Origin of the sequence: Terrihabitans rhizophilus, assembly GCF_033898525.1 — a bacterium.
Taxonomy (GTDB): Bacteria; Pseudomonadota; Alphaproteobacteria; order Rhizobiales; family Methylopilaceae; genus Flaviflagellibacter; species Flaviflagellibacter rhizophilus.
Genome location: NZ_JAXAFJ010000008.1, coordinates 124,567 through 145,510 on the forward strand (window position 1 = coordinate 124,567; position 20,944 = coordinate 145,510).

Genomic DNA, 20,944 nt, shown 5'->3' on the forward strand with positions numbered 1-20,944 from the left:
CTTGACCGTCAGGCCGTCAGCCTTCCGGCCACGGACGGAACTGTGGCCCTACAGCAACGCCGATCCGGCAAGTCGGTTCCACGTCACGGCATGAACGAAATCGCCCCAATTGCGCCATAGACAAAGCTCCATTTCGCCCTTCGAAAGGAGCATGCACGTACAGACAGAGCGGCCGCCAGTTTTCGGCCCGTCGGACGTGTTTCCGCAGCTCCAAGAGACGCGCGCTGCTTGCGCCAGGAACAGTGATGGACGCCAAGGTTTTCGACAAGGACAAGCTGCCCAGCCGCCACGTTACCGAGGGCCCGTCGCGGGCTCCGCACCGCTCGTACCTCTACGCGATGGGCCTCACCAAGCATCAGATTCACCAGCCGCTCGTCGGCGTAGCGAGCTGCTGGAATGAGGCCGCACCTTGCAACATTTCGCTGATGCGCCAGGCGCAGGCCGTGAAGAAGGGCGTCTCCGCCGCCAACGGCACCCCGCGCGAGTTCTGCACCATCACCGTCACAGACGGCATCGCCATGGGCCATGAGGGCATGAAGTCCTCGCTGGCCTCGCGTGAGGTCATCGCCGACTCGGTCGAACTGACGATCCGTGGCCATTCCTATGATGCGCTGGTCGGCCTCGCCGGCTGCGACAAGTCCTTGCCGGGCATGATGATGGCGATGGTGCGCCTCAACGTGCCGTCGATCTTCATCTATGGCGGGTCCATCCTGCCGGGCTCGTTCCGCGGCCAGCCGGTCACGGTGCAGGACCTGTTCGAAGCGGTCGGCAAGCACTCGGTCGGCGACATGTCGAGCGACGATCTGGACGAGCTGGAGCAGGTGGCGTGCCCCTCCGCCGGGGCGTGCGGCGCGCAGTTCACCGCCAACACCATGGCCACGGTCTCCGAGGCCATCGGCCTTGCGCTGCCCTATTCGGCCGGCGCACCGGCTCCCTACGAGATCCGCGACCGGTTCTGCATGGCCGCCGGCGAGCAGATCATGGAGCTGATCGCCCGCAACATCCGCCCGCGCGACATCGTCACCCGCAAGGCTCTCGAGAACGCGGCAACGGTCGTGGCCGCCTCCGGTGGTTCCACCAATGCGGCGCTGCACCTGCCGGCCATCGCCAACGAGGTCGGCATCGAGTTCGACCTGTTCGACGTGGCCGAGATCTTCAAGCGCACGCCCTACATCGCGGACCTGAAGCCCGGCGGACGCTACGTCGCCAAGGATATGTTCGAGGTCGGCGGCATCCCGCTGCTCATGAAGACGCTGCTGGATCACGGCTTCCTGCACGGCGACTGCCTGACCGTCACGGGCCGCACCATTGCCGAGAACATGGCCTCGGTGAAGTGGAACCCGCATCAGGACGTGGTGCGCCCGGCCAACGACCCCATCACGCCCACGGGCGGCGTGGTCGGTCTCGCCGGCAATCTTGCGCCCGATGGTGCCATCGTGAAGGTGGCCGGCCTCAAGAACCAGCAGTTCACCGGTCCGGCGCGCTGCTTCGACAACGAGGAAGCCTGCTTCGAGGCGGTCTCGAACCGCGCCTATAAGGAAGGCGAGGTCCTGGTCATCCGCTACGAGGGTCCCAAGGGCGGCCCCGGAATGCGCGAGATGCTGCAGACCACCGCCGCGCTCTACGGGCAGGGCATGGGCGACAAGGTGGCCCTCATCACCGATGGCCGCTTCTCCGGCGCCACGCGCGGCTTCTGCATCGGCCATGTCGGCCCTGAAGCCTTTGTCGGCGGCCCGATCGCGCTGATCCGCGACGGCGACATCATCGAGATCGATGCGGTGACCGGCAAACTCGACGTGCATCTGAGCGCCGAGGAACTGGAAGCCCGCCGCGCCGACTGGAAGGCTCCTCCGGAGAACTTCCGTTCCGGTGCGATCTGGAAGTTTGCGCAGGGCGTCGGCTCGGCGCGCAAAGGTGCCGTCACCCATCCGGGTGGCAAGGAAGAGACGCACTGTTATGCGGACATCTAGCCTGCTCGCAGCCAGCTTTGCCGCCGCGTTTTTCGCGGCGGTCCCTGCGCGCGCATTCGACGGCGAGACCGTGACGGTGATCCCCGGCATGAACGGGGATCAGGCGCCGTCGCTCAGCATCGGGGGAAACCCCGATGCCGGCATGTTCGACGTCACCGGCCGCCCTCTGGCAGCCGATCCTGCCGCGGCGACACCGCTCGAGGCCTTCGACCTGGCGCGCAACGCCTATCGTTCCGGGGACAAGGAAAAGGCCCTGAGCGCGCTGCAGTTCGCCGCCGGGCGCGGCCATGCCGGCGCCACCTGGATGCTCGGGCGCATGTATGCGGAAGGTGACGGCGTCACTCATGACGACCGCAAGGCGTTTGAATATTTCCGGGATCTGGTCAACCGCGCGACCAATGAAGGGGCTGAGGAGAGCTTCGAGGACCGCAGCAATGCGCCCTACATCTCGAACGCGCTTGTCTGGCTTGGATCCTATTATCTCGAAGGCATTCCGGGCTCGTCCATCAAGCCGAACCCGGCCGCTGCCATCCGCCTGTTCACGGATGCCGCCTCCAACTACGGCGATCCGAACGCCCAGTACAATCTGGCCCGCATCTATCTCGACGGTAACGGCGTCAAGAAGGATCCCGGCCAGGCCGTCCGCTGGCTGAATCTGGCGGCCAAGAAGAACCACGGCCCCTCGCGCGCACTGCTCGGGCACATGATGTTCAGGGGCGAGGTGGTGAAGCGCCAGCCGGCCCGTGGTCTCATGCTGATGATGCTGGCCCGCCAGTCTGCGGAGCAGTCCGGCGCAGCCGATGCGCAGTGGATGATCGACCTGCATGAAAAGGCCCAGCAGGAAGCCTCCGAGGACGAGCGCCGCAGCGCCACCAGCTTCCTGGACGGCTGGCTGAAGGCCCGTTCGTCGAACTAGCCTTCAGCTTCTGCCCCTGATGAGCCGCGCTAGTGCGCGGCCCCTCCCGATGCCTGCTTGCGCCGCACGAACATGTTCAGCAGCTCCACGCCCGCCGAGAAGGCCATGGCGGTGTAGATGTAGCCCTTGGGAACATGGGCGCCGAAGCCCTCGGCGACAAGCGTCATGCCGATCATCAGCAGGAAGCTGAGGGCCAGCATCACCACCGTGGGATTGCGGTTGATGAAGTTGGCCAGGGGATCGGCGGCCAGCAGCATCGCCGTCACCGTGACGAGAACGGCCACCACCATGATCGGCACATGCTCCGTCATGCCCACGGCCGTGATGATGCTGTCGACCGAGAACACAAGGTCGAGCACCAGGATCTGCCCGATGGCCGCTGCGATACCAAGGCTGACAGTGCCCTTTTGCTCGAACACATCGTTGGTCGGAGCAGGATCCACGTGGTGATGAATCTCCTTGGTGGCCTTCCACACGAGGAACAGGCCGCCGGCGATCAGGATGAGATCACGCCACGAGAAACCGTGCCCGAACGCCGTGAATACTGGCGCGGTAAGGCCAACGATGATGGCAATGGTGAACAGCAGGCCGATCCGCAGCACGACGGCCATGCCGATGCCGAGACGGCGAGCAAAGGAGCGTTGCTCCTCCGGCAGCTTGTTGGTCAGGATCGAAATGAAGATGAGATTGTCGATGCCAAGGACAAGCTCCATGGCGATCAGGGTCACCAGCGCAACCCAGGCAGCGGGGTCACTCAGAAGAGAGACAATATAATCCAACATCAATCCCCATTTTAAACTTAGAGCTCGAAGGTGGGGCAGGACGCGAGAAACGGCAATCCTGTAGAGCTACTAAGCGGGAACTTCGTTGGTGTAGCTGGGCAAGGAGGCATCGAAGTGGTGCAGCCAGGCGCGCCGCGTACCCGTCCAGATATTCGCGACAGGCACCAGCAGGTCCGGCTCGTCGAGGCTGGCGACGGTTACGTCGACGGTCGCTCCATCATCGCCCCGGAAGACGAGCTGGGTGCCGCAGCGCCCGCAGAACTCTCGAACCGCCGAGGCCGATGATCTGAACACCGAGGGCTGGCCGGACACGTAGCGCATCGCCGCCGCGGGGTAGGTGGCCCATGTCAGCATCCCTGCGCCCGACGAGCGCTGGCAGATGCGGCAATGGCAGTGCGCCACGTCATCGCTGACGCCATCGAGGGCATAGCGCAACGCTCCGCACAGGCAGCCGCCCTGGATGATCACCGCGCCTCGATGGCGAAATCCGCCACCACGGGAGTGTGGTCGGAGGGCTTGTCCCAGCTGCGCGGCTCCTTGTCGATGTGCACGGATGTCAGGCGGTCGGCGGCCTGCGACGAGAGCAGCAGGTGGTCGATGCGCAGGCCAAGGTTCCGCTGCCATGCGCCGGCCTGGTAATCCCAGAAGGAGTACTGGCCGGGTGCGTCCGTCGTGGCGCGCAGGGCGTCGGTCAGGCCGAGGTTCAGCAGGGTGTTGAACTTGTCACGTGTCTCCCGACGGAACAGGGCATCCTCAGTCCACGAAGCGGGATTGTGGACGTCCTCGGCGGCGGGGATCACGTTGTAGTCCCCGGCAAGAACCAGCGGTTCCTCCAGCAGCAGCCGCTCCCGCACATGGGCCGTGAGGCGGTCCATCCATTCCAGCTTGTAGGGGTATTTGGCCGTGTCCACCGGGTTGCCGTTCGGCAGGTAAATCGAGGCGACGCGCAGCACGCCGTCTTTGGTGGAGATCACGGCCTCTACATAACGAGACTGTTCGTCCACCGACGATCCCGGCAGGTTCGTGTGCGTGTCCTCGATGGGGTGCCGCGACAGAATGGCCACGCCGTTCCACGACTTCTGGCCATGTACGACGCAATTGTAGCCGGCATCCTCGATGGCTTGCCGGGGGAACTGCTCGTTCTGGCACTTGATCTCCTGCAGGCACAGCAGATCCGGCTCGGCGGATTTCAGCCAGCGGACAAGATTGTCGATCCGGAGGCGGACGGAGTTGATGTTCCAGGTGGCGATGCGCATGGGCCTTTGTCGCGCGTAAGCTTTCGCCGGACAAGAGCTCAGCCGGCGAGCACCGCGCCTCTGCCCTGTGCAGCCAGTGCGGCCGACATCTCATCCTCGGTCATCGGGCGTCCGTAAAGCCAGCCCTGCAACTGGGTGCAGCCAAGCTCGGTCATCACGCGCGCCTGTTCCTCGGTCTCGACGCCTTCGGCCGTGACGGTCAGCTTCAATGCCAGCCCCAGCGCAACGATCGCCCGGGCAAGATTGGCGGCATCAGCGCTCTCCTCTACGCAATTCACGAAGGAGCGGTCGATCTTGATGGCGTCGAAGGAGAGCCGCTGCAGGTAGCCGATGCTCGCGAAGCCGCATCCGAAATCATCGAGTGCGATGCGCATGCCGCGCTCGCGGAGCCGCTGCAGGATACGCTCGGCGTCGTCCGCACGCCGGAGCAGGTAGCTTTCGGTGATTTCCAGTTCGAGACGCGAGGCCGGGAAGTTCTCCCGCTGAACGATCTCGTGGATCGCGCCCGCGAGGTCGCGGTCCCAGAACTGAGCGGGCGAAAGATTGACGGCCAGGCCCACATCCCATTTGCCGGCGGCGCGGCACGCCCGCTGGAGGACGTTGCGCCCGAGATCGTTGATGAGGCCGCTTTGTTCGGCCACCCGGATGAAGCGATCGGGCGGAATGCTGCCGAGCACGGGATCGGTCCAGCGGGCCAGAGCCTCGACCTTGTCGATGCGGCCGCTGGTGGCGTTCACGATCGGCTGGAACACCACCTCGATGCGGTCCTCGGCCACAGCCGCCCGCAAAGGGCCTTCCAGTTCGCGCCGGCTCTCATTGTCGCGGTCGAGCTCGCGATCGTAATGGCACCAGCTGTTCTTGCCGTTCGATTTCGACGCATACATCGCGAGATCGGCCCGGCGGATCAGTTCCTCCTCGTCACGTGTGTCCTCGTTGGACGAGATGCCGATGCTGACCCCAACAGCAACGCTGTAGCCGCTGACGTGGAAGGGCTCGTCGAAGGCCCGCAGCACGGCTTCCGCAGTGTTTTCGGCCTGGTGTCCGTCGACGCCCGTGAGAAGCACGGCCACCTCATCGCCCCCGGCGCGCACGATGATGCCGCCGGGACCGGACGCTCGCGTGATGCGCGTGGCAGCCTCACGCAGCACCTCGTCTCCGGCCGCATGTCCATAGACGTCGTTGGTCTCCTTGAAGCCGTCGAGGTCCATATACAGAAGGAAGACGCGCGTGCTGCGCATGCTGGCGCGCAGATGGCTGAGGAGCTCTCGCCGGTTCGGCAGCCCCGTCAGGATGTCGTGGTGGGCGAGATACTGGGCACGGACTTTGCTGCGGTGCAGCGCCTCGTTGTTCAGGCGGGCGCGCTGCAGGATCAGACCGGCGGACATCAGCGAGATCAGGCCGATGACCAGGAAACCCGGCAGGATCTTCCGCATGAGCTCCGTGCCGGGCTTGGAAAGGCTCCAGGCGAGGCGCGCGACCTGTCCGCCATCGTCGTCCTTGAGGTCCAGCGTTCCGAGCAGTGGATCGGTCGCGTCATCGGGTACGATCGAAAGGGCGCTGCCCTGGTAAAGTTCGGTCCAGCTGTCCAGCCGCTTCTGGTCGAGGGCGCCCGCGACAACGATGGCGAATCCCGGCGGGGGCGGGGTCTCGACCTTGTCGCTGAGCGGGATGATGCGCCCGACACCGAAGATGTGGGGCTCTCCCTGTGCATTGCGCGCGAAGCCGCCGATCACCGGCCTTGCTTCGGCGGGCATGGTCATCGCGCGGTTCAGCGTGGTCAGGAACGCAGCTCCAACGGTCCTGACCGCATCCATGGGTTCGGTCGAGCGCTTGCCATCCTTGAAGGAGTAGAGCGTGCGGCCTGTCCCATCGACCACGAAGACATGTTCGTAGCCCTGGATCACGCCAAGATAGGCGCTGACATTCTCGTCGATCCAGGCGGGGTCCAGACCCGTCGCGATATAGCGGACGGCCTCGTCCCAGATCGCGTAGTCCTGAAGGTCGTGCACTGCGAGGCTTGAGGCCGTGCGAACCGAATTGCGGACGAACTGCTCTTCCCGCGCCACCTCCATCTGGTCCTGAACATTCGTCAGGTAGGAGAACATGTAGAAGAGACATCCAAAGCTGCTGCCAAGGATCAGGACGACCGGGAAGAAGTACTGCTTCGGAAAATATCGGCTGATCGTCACAGTCGGCCCTATTTTCGGCGCTCGCGGCTAAATTACCCGCAGCGCGTTAAGAAGCTCTGTTTCTTTCCCTGCGAGTGAACAGAACTGCAGCGCCCGGCGTTCCTGTATGTCACGGGACGCCACAGGAGAATTCCATGCACACTAAATTGATCACGTCCACTATGGTTGCCCTGTTCGCCACGGCGGCGGTGTTCACCGCGGCTCCCGCCAGCGCACAGCGCGGCGACGATGGCCGTCAGCGGCAGGTCGAACGTTATTGCGCCAAGAACCCCGGAGACCGCGACTGCCGCCGGTATCGCGATGGCCGCCGCAGTGACGAGACGCTCGGCTCCCTCTTCGGCAAGGCCGGAAGGGCTGTTGTCGGGGGCGCTCGCACCGTTGGACAGACGATCGAGAACACCGCCTGCGACGCTCGCTACAAGAGCTATGACCGCCGCACCAACACCTATCGCGGCAGGGATGGACGGCGTTACCGCTGCGATTGATCCGCAGAGACGATCCGGCGGGGCGATCAGCCTCGCCGGGCGCCGCTTGTCAGCGTCGGCGCGAGTTGGCGAGCCTCCGAGAACAAGGCTGCCGTCAGCGGCGGCAGCGGGTCACGCTCCGGCACGATGAGCCCGATCGTGTGGAACACCTCGGGATCAACGAGGGGAATGGCCCGCACATTCGACGGAAGGTCGAACATATCGGCGAATTTGCGCGGCATGACGGCGGACCATTGTCCCGTCCGTACATGCGCGACGAGCGCCGTCAGGGAATCGCTTTCGAGCGTCGGTTGCGCGTCGGAGCCGACGCTGCGCAGCACGCCGTCGATGATGCGCCGGTTCTGCATGTCGGGCGACATGAGGCACAGAGGAAGTTTTCCCGCTTCCTTCCAGGTCACCTTGTCCTTGCGCCCTACCGGACTGTCCAACGATGTGAACAGCTGGAACTCCTCGCGGTAGAGCGGCACGCTCTTCACGCGCCCGAGCGGCTCGTTGTCGAGATAGGTGATGCCGACATCGACATCGAGGTTTTCGAGCTGCGTCAGGATGGAGACCGAAGCTCGCGAGATGATGTTGAACGTGACGTCCGGGTGGCGCTGCCGGAAGGGCGTCGTTAGCGCCGCCAGCATGGGCAGGGCGGTTGGAATCGCAGCGATACGGATGCGTCCCGAGAGGCCTTTCTTGAGGCTTTCGATCTCCTGGCGCATCGCTCGGTTGTCACCCACGATGCGCCGCGCCCAATCCAGCACGCGCTCGCCCTCGGCGGTGAAGCCCTGGAACCGCGAGCCCCGATCCACGAGGCGCACTCCCAATTCGTCCTCTAGCTGCTTGAGCCCGGCCGAAAGGGTGGGTTGGGTGACGCCGCAGGCTTCTGCGGCGCGTCCGAAATGCCCTTCGCGTGCGAGGGCCAGCACAAATTCCAGCTTGTCGATCAAGTGGCTGCGAACCGTTCGGTGCGTTTACTGGATTTCTTCTTAGACAAAAACAAACGCGGCGCGAACCCTGTTCCCCCGGCACTGCTGCGGCATCTGGTCAGGACGGGTCGACGCCGGTTGCGAATGGAAGAGGCTGGAGATGGAGGAATTCACCGGCGGCTGCCTGTGCGGAGATGTCCGGTTCCTTGCGCGCGGGCGGCCTTATCGTGTCGGGCTTTGCCATTGTCTCGACTGCCGCAAGCATCACGGCGCCCTGTTCCACGCCTCGGCCATCTTTCCTGAAGACGCGGTGACGGTCAGCGGCGAAACGCAGAGCTATGCGGGGCGCTGTTTCTGTCCGCGCTGCGGCTCGTCGGTGTTCGCCCGCACCGGGGACGAGTTCGAAGTGAACCTGGGCTCGCTGGATGCACCCGACCAGTTCACGCCGACCTATGAGAGCTGGACCGCGCGCCGCGAATCGTGGCTGCCGCCATTTCCGACGTTGAGGCACTACGAGGGCGACCGCGTCGCCGCGAGCCGCTTCGAAGACTAAGGGCCTACTGGCCGGCCATGGTCAGGACGAGAGGCCCGCTCCGTGTCGCAACCACCGTATGCTCGTACTGGACGGTGAGAGCTCTGGGTTCGCTGTAGAGAGTCCAGGGATCATCGCCATCTTCGGCGAATTCCGCACCAAGGGACAGGAACGGCTCCACGGTGAAGACCAGCCCGTCGGTCATGATCCGCCGCTCGGACTGGTCAGGCCAGGTCGCAATCTCGGTCGGCTCTTCATGCAGCGACCGTCCGACGCCGTGGCTCGCGAGATTGCGGACAAGCGTGTAGCCGTTCTTCTTTGCGAAGACGCCGATGGCATGTCCGATGCAGGACAGCGGCTTGTCGGCGCCGACCTGGCGCAAACCGGTCCACATCGCGCGGCGCCCGTCCTTGCAGAGGCGCTCGACCGCGCGCGTCACGGGCGGCACGGCATACGACGCTCCCGTATCGGAGAAGAAGCCGTTCATTTCGGCCGAGACATCCACGTTCACCAGATCACCCGCCATGATCCTGCGGGCACCCGGGATGCCGTGCGCCACTTCCTCGTTGACGCTGATGCACGTCGCCCCGGGAAAGCCGTAGACCAGTTCGGGAGCCGGTCGGGCTCCGGCCGCTTCCATGTATCGCCGGCCGATGCCGTCGAGTTCCAGCGTCGTCATTCCCGGCTCGATGGACTTGCCCATCAGCTCCAGGGTGTCGGCAACGATGCGACCGATCCGCTTCAGGGCCGCGAGTTCGTCCTCGTTTGTCACCGTCATCTGGATCTGCCTTCCCCCTGATGCGGCAAATCCCAGCCGGCGGGGCACCATGGGCCACGGTTGCCCGATACCGGAAAAAAGATGAGCGGCACAAGGCCGCTCACCAACTTCCAGCTGCTGCCGGCCTTACTTCACCTTGTCGACGTCCACGCCGATGGTGACCGCGCCGACATTCTTGTCGCCGTCCTTGATGGGCAGGGACACCTGCGAGACCTTCACGCCATCCTCTTCCACCACGGGAAGCACTTCGACGCCCGTCTCGGAAGCACCGGCAAAGGTCTTCTGCCACTTGCCTTCGTCGCCCTGGTAGAAGTCGGAGGTGCCGCCGGTCTGGCCGACATTCCAGCCCCAGCCGTCCATGACGAAGATTTCCGTCACGGCGCCGCCAGGAGCCTTCTGCATCTGCGTCTCGAGCCACTTGGACGTCGCGCTGCCGCGGATGCTGGCCATGGTCTTCTCGCCATTGGCCATGTGATCGTCGGCGGACTTCTTGTCGAGGCCGGCGAGCTCGTCCGTCAGCTTCTTGGCGGCTGCGGTGGACTTCTCGTCCGTCTTGCCCTTGGTGCGGGCAAGCTGCCATTCCTTGTCCTGGATCTGGACGTCGTCGTAGCCAAGGCTCCGGTTCTTATCCGTCGATGCCTTGACCGCCTCGAGCAGCTTGGGATCATTGCCCCAGCTCTTCATGAAGTCGCGGGCATAAGCCTCGACCTTCTTGGCGTGGGACATGTCGGGCTCGGCATCCTGTGCGTAAGACGCGCCGGAACCCATCGCCAGGCACAGCACGGCCAGCGACGCCATCGTCGTATTTTTCATTCGTTTCCCCCTAAGCGAAGAGCTCTTTTTCCGGCTCTTCTGAAAGGGAGGCTAGCACAGAACCTGAGGTTGCGATCAAGAGGCGTGTATCGCCCGCCTCATCAAGCGGCGCAGTCGAGATCCTGGAGCGCGTTTCGCGGCTTCAGGCCAAGGATCTGGCGGGCTTCGCGACGGGCCTGATCGGGAGTGGTGAACTCGCGACCTTCCATCCCGAACACAGCTTCGAGGGCTGCGTGGAACCGGAAGAATCCGCTTTCCGCATCACGTGCGACGAGCCCGACCGAACGCTCATCGACCTCGATCATGTAGACGTCCGACATAAGATCTGGCGTCCTTTCCACGCAAAACACGACACCGGTGCACCAAAACGCTCGGGCCGGTCCGGAGTTCCGAAGATCATGTCCAGTTGATTCAGCATCAGCATCGTCTGGATGAGGGCCTTGTGCGGGATTCCCGTGTCGGCGCGATGACGCAGGCGCTAGAAGAGCGAACCGTTTCCCGTGCCTCCCGCGCAAGCGATCCAATCATGCTCACCGGCATCTTCTATAAGATCGCGTCCGCGTTCTGCTTCACCGTCATGGCCGGCCTCATCCGCTGGATCGGCCACGATGTCCCCACGGGGCAGATCGTGGCCGCGCGCAGCTTCTTCGCGCTGCTCCCCATCCTGCTCTGGCTCGGCCTGTCCGGCGAACTCCCGCGCGCGTTCCGCACGCCGCGTCCGTTTGGCCATTTTCTGCGCGCCAGCATCGGCGTGGCGTCCATGTTCTGCCTGTTCCTGGGGCTGGCCCGCCTGTCCCTGCCGGAAAGCACCATGATCTCCTATGCGGTGCCGCTCTTCACCACGATCCTGGCCACCGTCGTGCTCCGCGAACCCTTGCGGTTGCCGCGCCTCGTCGCGGTGTTCGTCGGCCTTGCCGGCGTGTGCATCGTGCTCTGGCCGCACGTCGCGGGCGGCAAACTGGCCGAGATGCTCGATGGCCGGGGCGGGGAGGCGTCGGCCGGGGCGTTGTTCGCTCTCACGGGTGCGGTGCTGACCTCCTGCGCCATGATCCAGGTCAGGCGGCTGGTTCAGACCGAATCGACCGGCACGGTGGTCTTCTACTTCTCCACCTTCTCCACGCTCTTCGCGCTCCTGACTTTCCCCTTTGGCTGGGTGGTGCCCGATCTGCCGCATGCCCTGGCCCTTCTCGCCACGGGGATCGCGGGCGGGATCGGTCAGATCCTGCTGACGCAGGGCTACCGCTACGCGGAGGCTTCGGTGATCGCCCCCTTCGAGTACACCACGCTGATCTGGGCGCTCGCCATCGGCTGGCTGGCCTTCGGCGACCTTCTGGACATCTACGGACTGGTGGGCGGCCTTGTCGTCGTCGCCTCGGGCGTGCTCGTCATCCTGTACGAGCGCCGCCTCGGAATCGAGCGCGCGAAGGCCCGCCGGGCGGAGCCACCGCCCGTCTGATCCGTCTTGCCCTGCGCGATCATGATCTCTATGTGACGGCCATCTGCTTGGGGTGCGCACGCCGGTGCGCTGAGAGGCACGGGGTCCGCAAGGATCGACGCCAACCCACGAACCTGATCCGGGTCATGCCGGCGGAGGAAAGCGGGATGGCTACAGCCTCTCAGGACATCAATATTGCGCTGACGATCGCCGGCACCGACCCCACGGGCGGGGCGGGCGTGCAGGCCGATCTCAAGACCTTCTCGGCCTTCCGCGTCTACGGCGCCTCCGTCATCACGGCTCTGGTGGCGCAGAACACCCAGGGCGTGCGCGCCATTCACGACGTGCCGACCGCGTTCATCGCCGAGCAGATCGCCAGCGTCTTCGACGATCTGGACGTGAAATCCGTCAAGATCGGCATGCTGTCCCAGCCGGAGGTCATCCGCACCGTCGCAGAGGGGCTGGATCGTTACGTCGCCACGGAAAGGCTTGTTCTGGACCCGGTCATGGTGGCCGCCAGCGGCGACCGGCTCCTCGTGCCGGAAGCGATTGATGCCCTGCGGACGGTCCTCATCCCCAAGGCGCTCGTCATTACCCCCAACATGCCGGAGGCCGCGGCCCTGCTGGACGAGGACATGGCCGAAAACGAACCCGCCATGATCCGGCAGGCCGAGCGGCTGATGAAGCTCGGCTGCCGCGCCGTCCTCCTGAAGGGTGGGCACGGCGAGGGCGAGGAAAGCACGGACATCCTGCTCGATGCAGCGGGGCTGCAGCGCTACACCTCGCGCCGCCACGCCACCAAGAACACCCACGGCACCGGCTGCACCCTGTCGTCCGCTATTGCCGCCGGCCTTGCGAATGGCATGAATCTTCGCGACTCGGTCAGCGAGGCCAAGGCCTTCATCACCGGCGCCATACAGGCTTCCGACACCCTGAAGGTGGGGCGAGGCCACGGCCCGGTTCATCATTTCCACAGGATGTGGCAGCCCGGCTGAAACCAAACCCGCGTGCTGGCGTTTATGTCATCACGTTGTGATCAGGGGGTGGTTTCGCTTAGGTATGAACGCTCCACGCCCCCAGCCGCAGCGGTTCCGCGCTCTCTTCATCTCCGACGTCCATCTTGGGACGAAGGGATGCCAGGCCGAGATGCTGCTCGATTTCCTCCGCTACCACGATGCGGACACCATCTATCTGGTGGGCGACATCGTGGATGGCTGGCGCCTCAAGCAGAGCTGGTACTGGCCGCAGGCCCACAATGACGTGGTGCAGAAGCTGCTACGCAAGGGCCGGCAGGGCTCGCGCCTGATCTACATCCCCGGCAACCACGACGAGTTCCTGCGCAGCTATTACGGCTCGCATTTCGGCGGCATCGAGGTGGCGGAAACCGCCATCCACGAGGCGGCGGACGGCCGCAAATACCTCGTCATTCATGGCGACATCTTCGACATGGTGGTGCGTCACGCGCGCTGGCTCGCCTATCTGGGCGACTGGGCCTATGTCGCGGCGCTCGGCGTCAACACCTACATCAACATCGTCCGCCGCAAGCTCGGCCTGACCTACTGGTCGCTTTCCGCCTGGGCCAAGCTCAAGGTCAAGAACGCCGTGAACTTCATCTCGGAGTTCGAGAACTCGCTGTCGGGCGAGGCGGCACGCGTCGGCGTGCAGGGCGTCATCTGCGGCCACATCCACCATGCCGCGCTGCGCGACATCGGTGACATCCGCTACATGAACACGGGCGACTGGGTGGAGAGCTGCACCGCGCTGGCCGAGAACGAGGACGGAAGCTTCCAGATCATCCGCTGGAACCGTTCCCTGCGACTCGTCAGCGATGATGCTAATGTTGGCGAGGCTCGCACTCCATCCCTCGACGCCGCCTGAGCACGCGGACGGCTCCATCGCCATATGCGCATCCTCATCGTCACCGACGCCTGGCACCCTCAGGTCAATGGCGTCGTGCGAACGCTGGACCGCGTCAGCCAGGAAGTGCGCGGCTTCGGCCATGACGTCGAGGTTCTGACTCCGGACCGCTTCCGCACCGTTCCGATGCCGAGCTACCCGGAAATCCGTCTCTCGGTCACCCCGCCGGGGGCGGTGGCAAAGCACATCAGCGCCTTCGCCCCGGATCACCTGCATATCGCCACCGAGGGTCCGCTGGGCCAGGCCGCGCGGCGGGCCTGCCTCAACCGTGGCTGGAGCTTCACCACCAGCTACCACACGCGTTTCCCGGAATATGTCAGGGCGCGCCTGCCCGTGCCGGAGCGGTGGAGCTACGCCTTCCTGCGCCGCTTCCACAATGCGGGACGCGGAACCCTCGTCGCCACCGCCTCGCTGCGCGCGGAACTGGCGGAGCGGGGCTTCACCAAGCTGCGGCCCTGGACCCGGGGTGTCGATTCGGAGCTGTTCCACCCCGTCGATGGCCCGCCGGCCTTTGACCTGCCGCGCCCCATCTTCCTCTCCGTCGGGCGCATAGCCGTAGAGAAGAACCTCGAGGTATTCCTGTCGCTCGACCTTCCGGGCACCAAGGTCGTGGTCGGCGAGGGGCCGGCCATGGCGCATCTTCAGGCGCGCTTCCCGAAGGCCGTCTTCCTTGGCAAGCATACGGGGGATGATCTGGCGCGCATCTATGCGTCCGCCGACGTCTTCGTGTTTCCGAGTGTCACCGACACTTTCGGCATCGTCGTGCTGGAGGCGCTGGCCAGCGGTCTTCCTGTCGCGGCCTACCCGGTCACGGGTCCGCTGGACGTGCTCGGCGGCCATGAGACAGCTGGCGCGCTGGACTGGGATCTGGGCGCCGCAGCACGTCGGGCGCTGACCCTATCGAAAAGCGCGGCGCGCGATCTGGCCCTGCAGCATTCCTGGCATCAGTGCGCGCGCATGTTCATCGACGAGATGGTCTTCGCCGCGCAGCACCCGGAGCTTCAGGAGAAGTAGAGGATCTTGCTCTCGAAGCTGTTGCCTTCAAGATCTTCCGCGCGCATGCCCGGAAGGGCCGGCTTCGAACCGTTCGCCGCAGCGGCAATTTCCTCAGCAGCGGGCAGGGGTTGCAGCCCGGCCTTCATCGCATTCTCCAGCCGGTCGATAGCGGCCAGGAGCGCGGCGGTTTCCGTAGCGCGGGTACGGCGCGCGAACTCGCGCAGAAACCAGCGGCCGCGTTCCGTCTCCATCACCGCGGCTTCGATGGCGTCGTACTCATCATCGAAGTGGGTTTGGTTCGACTGGGACATCAGGTCGTGATCCGTTCCGGGCAGGCCCGGCCTCTCTGCTGAGCAGAACCTGCCGCAGAAGAGTTGCGTCCCGCTTAATGGAACCCTTTCAACCCCACAGATCCGGGTCCGGAGGGCTCACCAAAGAGCCCGTATAGTTAAGGCCGGGCATCCGGTCCCGCGCCAGCAGCAGCGGTCCGTCGAGATCGACGAACCGCGCGCGGCCTGCCAGCAGCATGGCCGGCGCCATGGCGAGAGACGTGCCGACCATGCAGCCCATCATGATGCCAAAGCCCAGCCGCTCGGCTTCCGCCGCAAGCGCCAAAGCCTCGGTCAGGCCGCCCGTCTTGTCGAGCTTGATGTTGATGGCGTCATAGCGTCCACGCAGCGCCTCCAGCCCCTGGCGGCTGTGCACGCTCTCGTCCGCGCAGATCGCCACCGGCGAGCGGAAATCCGCGAGCACGGTATCGTCGGCGGCGGGCAAGGGCTGCTCGATCAGTTCCACCCCAGCATCCGCGCAGGCCTGCGCATTGGCCGCGAGGTTCTCCGGCGTCCAGCCCTCATTGGCGTCCACGACGAGGCGGGAATTGGGCGCCGCTTGCCGGACCCCCGCGATTCGTTCCGCGTCGCCTGCCTGTCCCAGCTTCACCTTCAGCAGCGGCCGCGCGGCGGCGCGGGCGGCGGCTTCGGCCATCTCTTCCGGCGAGCCAAGGCTGATCGTGTAGGCCGTTTCGACTGTCCGGGGCTCCGCAAGGCCGGCCAGCCGCCACGCCGGAGCACCCGCGGTCTTGGCTTCGAGATCCCAGAGCGCACAATCCAGCGCATTGCGCGCGGCACCGGCCGGCATCGCCGCCTGCAAGTCCGCTCGCGTCAGACCCTGTGCGACCGCATCCGCCATGGCATTGATGGCCGCCGCCACGCTCTCCACGCTCTCGCCGTAGCGAGCATAGGGCACGCACTCGCCACGGCCGATCAGCCCGCCATCCTCCAAGCGGGCCACCACCACCACGGCCTCCGTGCGGGAGCCGCGCGAGATCGTGAAGCGCCCCGCAATGGGCCAGCTTTCGATCTCCACCAGGAGATGTCGTGCCATTGGTTCAAACCCGCTTCTGCTGTGGCCGCCGGGGCTCGCACGGCGACAATCTTGATGCGCCGGTTGTCGCGCTGCTATGCGGCAACCCCGTGCTCGGGTAAAGCTTAAGCATGTTCTCACCATGGGCTCAGTGCGTTGGCGATTTCGGCTGAACCGGATGCCGCCGGCGGCGGCGTGGGCCAGTTGCTGCGCCTGTCCGGCGAATGGACGGGACGGCACGCGGCTGACCTGGAACAACTCGTCGCCGACGCCGTGATGCGCCTCGGTGGTCATCAGGTTCGCGTGGACATTGCCGGCATTTCGCGCGTGGACACCGTCGGCGCGCTGCTTCTGGGCCGCCTGCGCCGCGAGATCGCCGCCGCCGGCGGTTCCGCCACCTTGGAGGGCGGTCGTCCCGAACAGCGCATCCTTATCGACGCGGCGGATCGCGAGCCGCAGGACACGCCCGCTCCGAAAGCGCGGCGCGAAAACGCGGGCTATGGCCTCGTCGCCGATATCGGCCGGGGCGTCCTGTCCTCCGTGACCGACCTGAAATCCTGGGTCGTCTTCCTCGGCGCGGTGGTCGCCACCCTCGGCCGCGTCATGCTGCGCCCGCGCAGCTTCCGCTTCACCTCGTTCGTCCACCATCTCGAACTGGTCGGGCTGCGCGCGGTGCCCATCATCGCGCTGATCTCGTTCCTCGTCGGCGCCATCATCGCCCAGCAGAGCATCTTCCAGCTGCGCGCCTTCGGCGCCACCGTCTTCGTGGTGGACCTCGTCGGCATCCTCTCCATGCGCGAACTGGGTGTCCTGCTCACCGCCATCATGCTGGCCGGCCGCTCCGGTTCCGCCTTCACGGCCGAGATCGGCTCCATGAAGATGCGGGAGGAGATCGACGCCATCCGCGTCATGGCGCTGGACGCCATCGAGGTGCTGATCCTGCCGCGCATCCTTGCGCTCGTCGTCGGCATCACACTGCTGTCCTTCCTCGCGACGCTCGCCTCCATTGCCGGCGGCGCCTTCGTCGCGGTGGTTTATGGCGGCATCAGCCTCGATGTCTTCCTGACGCGTTTGCCGACCACGCTCACCATGGAGAGCTTCCTCGTCGGCACGCTGAAGGCCCCGTTCATGGGCATGGTCATCGGCCTCATCGCCACCATCGAGGGGCTGAACGTCGAAGGCTCCGCCGAGTCGCTGGGCCGCCGCACCACGGCGTCGGTGGTGAAGTCCATCTTCATGGTCATCGTTCTCGACGGCCTCTTCGCCATGTTCTTCGCGGCGATCGGATACTAGATGGCCGAACCCGCATCCGCCCGCGCCATCGCCGCAGAACAGGCCACGCCGGTCATCCGCGTGCGCGGCCTCGCGGCCGGCTTCGGCGACAAGCTCGTCCTCAAGAATGTGGATCTGGACGTCCGCCGCGGTGAAATCCTCGGCGTGGTCGGCGCATCCGGCACCGGCAAGTCCGTCCTGCTGCGCACCATCATCGGCCTTGTGCCGAAGCGCCAAGGCCGCGTCGAAGTATTCGGTACCGACATGGACCGGGCCGACACCGACCAGCGGCAGAGGGTGGAGCGGCGCTGGGGCGTCCTCTTCCAGCATGGTGCGCTGTTCTCATCGCTCACGGTGAAGCAGAACATCCAGGTGCCGCTGCGCGAACACACCACATTCTCCCCGCGCCTGATGGACGAGGTCGCGATGCTGAAGCTCGAGCTCGTAGGGCTGAAGCCGGCCGCGGCCGACCTCTACCCGTCCGAGCTTTCCGGCGGCATGATCAAGCGCGCCGCGCTCGCGCGCTCCATCGCGCTGGACCCGGACCTCATCTTTCTGGACGAGCCGACTTCGGGCCTCGATCCCATCGGCGCGCAGGACTTCGATGAACTTATCTTGACCTTGCGCCGCACTTTGGGGCTCACCGTTTTCATGGTAACCCATGACCTCGACAGCCTGGCTCATGCCTGCGACCGCATTGCCGCGCTTGGCGATGGTGCGGTGCTGGCTGAAGGAACGATCGCCGAGATGCGCCGTGCCACCCACCCTTGGCTCAAGGCCTATTTCGGCGGCCCGCGCGCACGTGCGGCGGCAGGCGCGGAGGTTTAACGGTTAGCGATGGAAACGCGCGCCAATCATTTCGTCATCGGGCTGTTCACCTTGGCCGTCCTGCTCGGCGGGTTCAGCTTTGTCTGGTGGTTCAGCGGCAAGTCCAATCTGGCCAGCCGGGTGGATTACCGCGTCGTCTTTCAGGGCTCCGTGTCCGGGCTCGTGCGCGGGTCCACCGTCCTCTTCAACGGCCTCAATGTCGGCGAGGTGAAGAGCATCGCGGTCGCGCCGGATGATCCGGGCAAGATCTACACGGTGATCGGCGTCGACCAGTCCGTGCCGGTCCGCTCCGATACCAAGGCGCAGCTGGAATATCAGGGCCTCACCGGCGTCGCGTCGATCATGCTTCAGGGCGGCCGCGCGGATGCCCCGGCGCTCGTCTCGCAGAACGGAGCACCGCCCACGCTTATCGCGCAAAGCTCCTCCTATCAGGACATCATGGAGGGCGCCCGCACCATCATGGAGCGGGCCGACAGCGTGCTGACCGGGCTCAACAGCTTCGTGGAAGAGAACCGCGCGCCGCTGACGAAGTCGGTCGCCAATGTCCAGACCTTCACCGACGCGCTGGCGAAGAACGCCTCCGGCCTCGACAGCTTCCTCGCCTCAACCGGCGAGATGGCGAAGGCCGTGGCGGATGTTGCCGGCCCGCTGCGCGACCTCACGGCGGATGCCCAGCGCATCGTCAAGGCCGTGGACCCGCAGCGCATCGCCAGCATCGTGGAATCCACCCAGCAGTTCGCCAACGGCATCTCGGAAGTCGGGCCGAAGCTGGACGTGGTGCTCACCAACGCCCAGACGGTCACCTCGAACCTCGTGACCTCCAGCACCAAGCTGAACGAGACGCTGACGGGCGTCCAGTCGGTGGTCGCCGCCGTGAACCCGGACCGGATCCGGCAGGTCGTGGACAACGCCGCCACCTTCTCGGAAACACTGAAGCGCAACGCGCCCTCGGTGGACGAGATCGTGGCCGACGCCCGCGAACTGTCCGACCGCCTCAACAAGGCGTCCGTGCGCATCGACGGCGTGCTGGCACGTGCCGACTCGCTGCTCGGCGAGGGTCAGGAGAGCGGCGTCTTCAACGAGGTGCGCGAAGCCGCCAAGTCGATCCGCATCCTCTCCGACAATCTCGACAAGCGCACGGCGTCGCTTTCGGGTGACATCAACAAGTTTACTGGTCAGGGCCTGCGTGATCTTAGTGGACTTGTAGCAAGTGGCCGCCAAACTCTGTCTGGCGTAGACCGCGTGGTGCGGGATCTCGAGCGCAATCCGCAGCGGTTCATCTTCGGCGGAGGCGGCGTTCCGGATTATGCGCCGCGTCGCTGATGTCTGAAGGCGCCCATTCGCGGCGCTGGTGTCTGAGCAGGGCTGGAGATCGCTGGGTGCTGACTGGTTTCACGCAAGTTTCCGCGCGTCGCACCTTTGTGCTCGGCCTTGCCTTGCTCGTCGGCGGCTGCGCCGGCTTCGGCAAGACGGCACCCTCGACCACCTTCGATCTCAGCGCCCCGCCAAGCCTGTCGGTAGAGCGTGCCGCACGCCGCGGTGTCCTTGCGGTGGAGGTGCCGAGCGCCATCCAGGTGCTCGATTCCAATCGCATCGTGGTTCGCACCGGCTCGCAGGTCAGCTACCTTCCCGCCTCCCAGTGGACCGACACCTTGCCCGGCCTGCTGCAGACCCGCATCGTCCAGGCCTTCGAGAATTCCGGCCGCATGGGCTCCGTCACCCGCTCGCAGGACCGTGTAGCCAGCGACCTGACGCTCCTGACCGAAATCCGCGCCTTCGAGGTGTCCGCCTCCGGCACGACCGGCACCGCATTGGTGGAGATCTCCGCTCGCCTCGTGGACCGGGAAGGGCGCGTGCGCAGCGCCCGCGTCTTCCAGGGCCAGGCGCCCGTGACCAGCATCACCGGCGCCGGCGCAACGCACGGCCTCAACGCCGCGCTGTGGCAGGTGCTCGGTGATCTCGTGACCTGGGGCAGCGCCGGCGCCTGACACGCACAAATAATGCGTGCCTTCCGGAAGCGCCTGCGCTGTCCGGAACCCATACCCCGTGCCGTATCGGCAGAACTTAACCCGCAGCCACACGGCGTATGGGTCCCGGACAGGCGCGTTGCGCCTCCCGGGACGCACTGCCGCTTGCCGCAGCGTCATCCCGCCTCGAAACATGCGACCTCCTGCCGGGAGGACACGGCAGATACGGGAGACTCCCGCCTCGGGCGTTCCGGAAGCGCCTGCGCTGTCCGGAACCCATACCCCGTGCCGTGACGGCAGAACTCCACCCGCAGCCATACGGCGCAGCGGGCACGGACAGGCGCAACGCGCCTTCCGGACGCCGAACCAACTTCACCCGCACTACCAAACGAAAAAGGGGCGCCGAAGCGCCCCTTGATCACNACGGCAGAACTCCACCCGCAGCCATACGGCGCAGCGGGCACGGACAGGCGCAACGCGCCTTCCGGACGCCGAACCAACTTCACCCGCACTACCAAACGAAAAAGGGGCG

General features: G+C 65.5%; 22 protein-coding genes and 1 riboswitch. Of the genes, 12 read left to right on the forward strand and 10 right to left on the reverse strand.

The window, feature by feature from the left end:
* Positions 1–245 precede the first annotated feature (245 nt).
* Positions 246–1,970, forward strand: a complete 1,725-nt coding sequence (gene ilvD / locus SCD90_RS13165; protein ID WP_319845148.1) for a dihydroxy-acid dehydratase — start codon at positions 246–248, stop codon at positions 1,968–1,970.
* Positions 1,957–2,886 (forward strand): tetratricopeptide repeat protein, encoded by a 930-nt coding sequence (locus tag SCD90_RS13170; protein ID WP_319845149.1) that lies wholly within the window; start codon positions 1,957–1,959, stop codon positions 2,884–2,886. The genes ilvD and SCD90_RS13170 overlap by 14 nt, the downstream gene beginning before the upstream one ends.
* Before the next feature lie 29 nt (positions 2,887–2,915).
* Here SCD90_RS13170 and SCD90_RS13175 read toward each other — a convergent pair whose 3' ends face one another.
* The 4 genes from SCD90_RS13175 to SCD90_RS13190 form a co-directional block, all read right to left on the reverse strand.
* Complete coding sequence (locus SCD90_RS13175) at positions 2,916–3,668, reverse strand: TerC family protein (RefSeq protein ID WP_425265688.1); 753 nt, start codon at positions 3,666–3,668, stop codon at positions 2,916–2,918.
* A 69-nt stretch (positions 3,669–3,737) separates the two neighbouring features.
* Positions 3,738–4,136 carry a GFA family protein gene (locus tag SCD90_RS13180; RefSeq protein WP_319845150.1) on the reverse strand — a complete coding sequence of 133 codons (399 nt, stop codon included), beginning with the start codon at positions 4,134–4,136 and terminating at the stop codon, positions 3,738–3,740.
* Positions 4,133–4,924 carry an exodeoxyribonuclease III gene (gene xth / locus SCD90_RS13185; protein ID WP_319845151.1) on the reverse strand — a complete coding sequence of 264 codons (792 nt, stop codon included), beginning with the start codon at positions 4,922–4,924 and terminating at the stop codon, positions 4,133–4,135. The genes SCD90_RS13180 and xth overlap by 4 nt, the downstream gene beginning before the upstream one ends.
* Positions 4,925–4,962: 38 nt before the next feature.
* Positions 4,963–7,113, reverse strand: a complete 2,151-nt coding sequence (locus tag SCD90_RS13190; RefSeq protein ID WP_319845152.1) for a bifunctional diguanylate cyclase/phosphodiesterase — start codon at positions 7,111–7,113, stop codon at positions 4,963–4,965.
* Positions 7,114–7,247: 134 nt separating this feature from the next.
* On the opposite strand from SCD90_RS13190, the gene SCD90_RS13195 reads away from it, so the two are divergent.
* On the forward strand, positions 7,248–7,598 hold the full coding sequence (locus tag SCD90_RS13195) for a BA14K family protein (RefSeq protein WP_319845153.1): 351 nt from the start codon (positions 7,248–7,250) through the stop codon (positions 7,596–7,598).
* A gap of 26 nt (positions 7,599–7,624) precedes the next feature.
* Here SCD90_RS13195 and SCD90_RS13200 read toward each other — a convergent pair whose 3' ends face one another.
* Positions 7,625–8,533, reverse strand: a complete 909-nt coding sequence (locus SCD90_RS13200; RefSeq protein ID WP_319845154.1) for a LysR family transcriptional regulator — start codon at positions 8,531–8,533, stop codon at positions 7,625–7,627.
* 139 nt (positions 8,534–8,672) lie between these two features.
* Here SCD90_RS13200 and SCD90_RS13205 point away from each other — a divergent pair, with 139 nt between their 5' ends.
* Positions 8,673–9,065 carry a GFA family protein gene (locus tag SCD90_RS13205; RefSeq protein ID WP_319845155.1) on the forward strand — a complete coding sequence of 131 codons (393 nt, stop codon included), beginning with the start codon at positions 8,673–8,675 and terminating at the stop codon, positions 9,063–9,065.
* A 4-nt stretch (positions 9,066–9,069) separates the two neighbouring features.
* Here the strand turns inward: SCD90_RS13205 and map are convergent, their stop codons facing one another.
* From map to SCD90_RS13220, 3 genes are all read right to left on the reverse strand, one after another.
* On the reverse strand, positions 9,070–9,822 hold the full coding sequence (gene map, locus SCD90_RS13210; protein WP_319845156.1) for a type I methionyl aminopeptidase: 753 nt from the start codon (positions 9,820–9,822) through the stop codon (positions 9,070–9,072).
* Between the two features lie 126 nt (positions 9,823–9,948).
* Positions 9,949–10,635 (reverse strand): hypothetical protein, encoded by a 687-nt coding sequence (locus tag SCD90_RS13215; RefSeq protein ID WP_319845157.1) that lies wholly within the window; start codon positions 10,633–10,635, stop codon positions 9,949–9,951.
* A 101-nt stretch (positions 10,636–10,736) separates the two neighbouring features.
* Positions 10,737–10,955, reverse strand: a complete 219-nt coding sequence (locus SCD90_RS13220; RefSeq protein WP_319845158.1) for a hypothetical protein — start codon at positions 10,953–10,955, stop codon at positions 10,737–10,739.
* A 206-nt stretch (positions 10,956–11,161) separates the two neighbouring features.
* On the opposite strand from SCD90_RS13220, the gene SCD90_RS13225 reads away from it, so the two are divergent.
* The 4 genes from SCD90_RS13225 (at position 11,162) to SCD90_RS13240 (ending at position 15,001) form a co-directional block, all read left to right on the forward strand.
* Positions 11,162–12,091, forward strand: coding sequence for a DMT family transporter (locus SCD90_RS13225; protein WP_319845159.1), 930 nt, complete (start codon positions 11,162–11,164; stop codon positions 12,089–12,091).
* Between the two features lie 38 nt (positions 12,092–12,129).
* Positions 12,130–12,248: riboswitch (TPP riboswitch) on the forward strand.
* The gene (gene thiD, locus SCD90_RS13230; RefSeq protein WP_319845160.1) at positions 12,238–13,065 is read left to right on the forward strand and encodes a bifunctional hydroxymethylpyrimidine kinase/phosphomethylpyrimidine kinase; all 828 of its coding nucleotides are present in this window, start codon (positions 12,238–12,240) and stop codon (positions 13,063–13,065) included. (Overlaps the previous riboswitch by 11 nt.)
* A 64-nt stretch (positions 13,066–13,129) precedes the next feature.
* The gene (locus SCD90_RS13235) at positions 13,130–13,948 is read left to right on the forward strand and encodes a UDP-2,3-diacylglucosamine diphosphatase (protein WP_319845161.1); all 819 of its coding nucleotides are present in this window, start codon (positions 13,130–13,132) and stop codon (positions 13,946–13,948) included.
* Positions 13,949–13,972: 24 nt separating this feature from the next.
* The gene (locus SCD90_RS13240; protein ID WP_319845162.1) at positions 13,973–15,001 is read left to right on the forward strand and encodes a glycosyltransferase family 4 protein; all 1,029 of its coding nucleotides are present in this window, start codon (positions 13,973–13,975) and stop codon (positions 14,999–15,001) included.
* Here the strand turns inward: SCD90_RS13240 and SCD90_RS13245 are convergent.
* Together SCD90_RS13245 and dgcA are read right to left on the reverse strand one after the other, a co-directional pair.
* Positions 14,989–15,294: a hypothetical protein gene (locus SCD90_RS13245; RefSeq protein ID WP_319845190.1), complete on the reverse strand. Its 306-nt coding sequence runs from the start codon at positions 15,292–15,294 to the stop codon at positions 14,989–14,991. The two genes, SCD90_RS13240 and SCD90_RS13245, sit on opposite strands and share 13 nt — an antisense overlap.
* 88 nt (positions 15,295–15,382) lie before the next feature.
* Positions 15,383–16,366: an N-acetyl-D-Glu racemase DgcA gene (gene dgcA, locus SCD90_RS13250; protein WP_319845163.1), complete on the reverse strand. Its 984-nt coding sequence runs from the start codon at positions 16,364–16,366 to the stop codon at positions 15,383–15,385.
* A 135-nt stretch (positions 16,367–16,501) separates the two neighbouring features.
* Between dgcA and SCD90_RS13255 the strand changes: the two genes are divergently transcribed.
* From SCD90_RS13255 to SCD90_RS13270, 4 genes are read left to right on the forward strand one after another with little or no spacing between them, the layout of a single operon-like run.
* On the forward strand, positions 16,502–17,638 hold the full coding sequence (locus tag SCD90_RS13255) for an ABC transporter permease (RefSeq protein WP_319845164.1): 1,137 nt from the start codon (positions 16,502–16,504) through the stop codon (positions 17,636–17,638).
* Positions 17,639–18,445, forward strand: coding sequence for an ABC transporter ATP-binding protein (locus tag SCD90_RS13260; RefSeq protein ID WP_319845165.1), 807 nt, complete (start codon positions 17,639–17,641; stop codon positions 18,443–18,445).
* Positions 18,446–18,454: 9 nt separating this feature from the next.
* Complete coding sequence (locus SCD90_RS13265) at positions 18,455–19,768, forward strand: MlaD family protein (protein ID WP_319845166.1); 1,314 nt, start codon at positions 18,455–18,457, stop codon at positions 19,766–19,768.
* A gap of 56 nt (positions 19,769–19,824) precedes the next feature.
* The gene (locus tag SCD90_RS13270; RefSeq protein WP_319845167.1) at positions 19,825–20,433 is read left to right on the forward strand and encodes an ABC-type transport auxiliary lipoprotein family protein; all 609 of its coding nucleotides are present in this window, start codon (positions 19,825–19,827) and stop codon (positions 20,431–20,433) included.
* Positions 20,434–20,944 lie beyond the last annotated feature (511 nt).

What these genes read in the sequence shown, in the direction of transcription:
- SCD90_RS13170 (WP_319845149.1), top strand. Translation starts at nt 1,957, where the DNA reads ATGCGGACATCTAGCCTGCTCGCAGCCAGCTTTGCCGCCGCGTTTTTC.
- SCD90_RS13215 (WP_319845157.1), bottom strand. Translation starts at nt 10,635, where the DNA reads ATGAAAAATACGACGATGGCGTCGCTGGCCGTGCTGTGCCTGGCGATG.
- ilvD (WP_319845148.1), top strand. Translation starts at nt 246, where the DNA reads ATGGACGCCAAGGTTTTCGACAAGGACAAGCTGCCCAGCCGCCACGTT.
- SCD90_RS13245 (WP_319845190.1), bottom strand. Translation starts at nt 15,294, where the DNA reads ATGTCCCAGTCGAACCAAACCCACTTCGATGATGAGTACGACGCCATC.
- SCD90_RS13175 (WP_425265688.1), bottom strand. Translation starts at nt 3,668, where the DNA reads ATGTTGGATTATATTGTCTCTCTTCTGAGTGACCCCGCTGCCTGGGTT.
- SCD90_RS13220 (WP_319845158.1), bottom strand. Translation starts at nt 10,955, where the DNA reads ATGTCGGACGTCTACATGATCGAGGTCGATGAGCGTTCGGTCGGGCTC.
- SCD90_RS13205 (WP_319845155.1), top strand. Translation starts at nt 8,673, where the DNA reads ATGGAGGAATTCACCGGCGGCTGCCTGTGCGGAGATGTCCGGTTCCTT.
- SCD90_RS13265 (WP_319845166.1), top strand. Translation starts at nt 18,455, where the DNA reads ATGGAAACGCGCGCCAATCATTTCGTCATCGGGCTGTTCACCTTGGCC.
- SCD90_RS13195 (WP_319845153.1), top strand. Translation starts at nt 7,248, where the DNA reads ATGCACACTAAATTGATCACGTCCACTATGGTTGCCCTGTTCGCCACG.
- thiD (WP_319845160.1), top strand. Translation starts at nt 12,238, where the DNA reads ATGGCTACAGCCTCTCAGGACATCAATATTGCGCTGACGATCGCCGGC.
- dgcA (WP_319845163.1), bottom strand. Translation starts at nt 16,366, where the DNA reads ATGGCACGACATCTCCTGGTGGAGATCGAAAGCTGGCCCATTGCGGGG.
- xth (WP_319845151.1), bottom strand. Translation starts at nt 4,924, where the DNA reads ATGCGCATCGCCACCTGGAACATCAACTCCGTCCGCCTCCGGATCGAC.
- SCD90_RS13260 (WP_319845165.1), top strand. Translation starts at nt 17,639, where the DNA reads ATGGCCGAACCCGCATCCGCCCGCGCCATCGCCGCAGAACAGGCCACG.
- SCD90_RS13235 (WP_319845161.1), top strand. Translation starts at nt 13,130, where the DNA reads ATGAACGCTCCACGCCCCCAGCCGCAGCGGTTCCGCGCTCTCTTCATC.
- SCD90_RS13240 (WP_319845162.1), top strand. Translation starts at nt 13,973, where the DNA reads ATGCGCATCCTCATCGTCACCGACGCCTGGCACCCTCAGGTCAATGGC.
- SCD90_RS13225 (WP_319845159.1), top strand. Translation starts at nt 11,162, where the DNA reads ATGCTCACCGGCATCTTCTATAAGATCGCGTCCGCGTTCTGCTTCACC.
- map (WP_319845156.1), bottom strand. Translation starts at nt 9,822, where the DNA reads ATGACGGTGACAAACGAGGACGAACTCGCGGCCCTGAAGCGGATCGGT.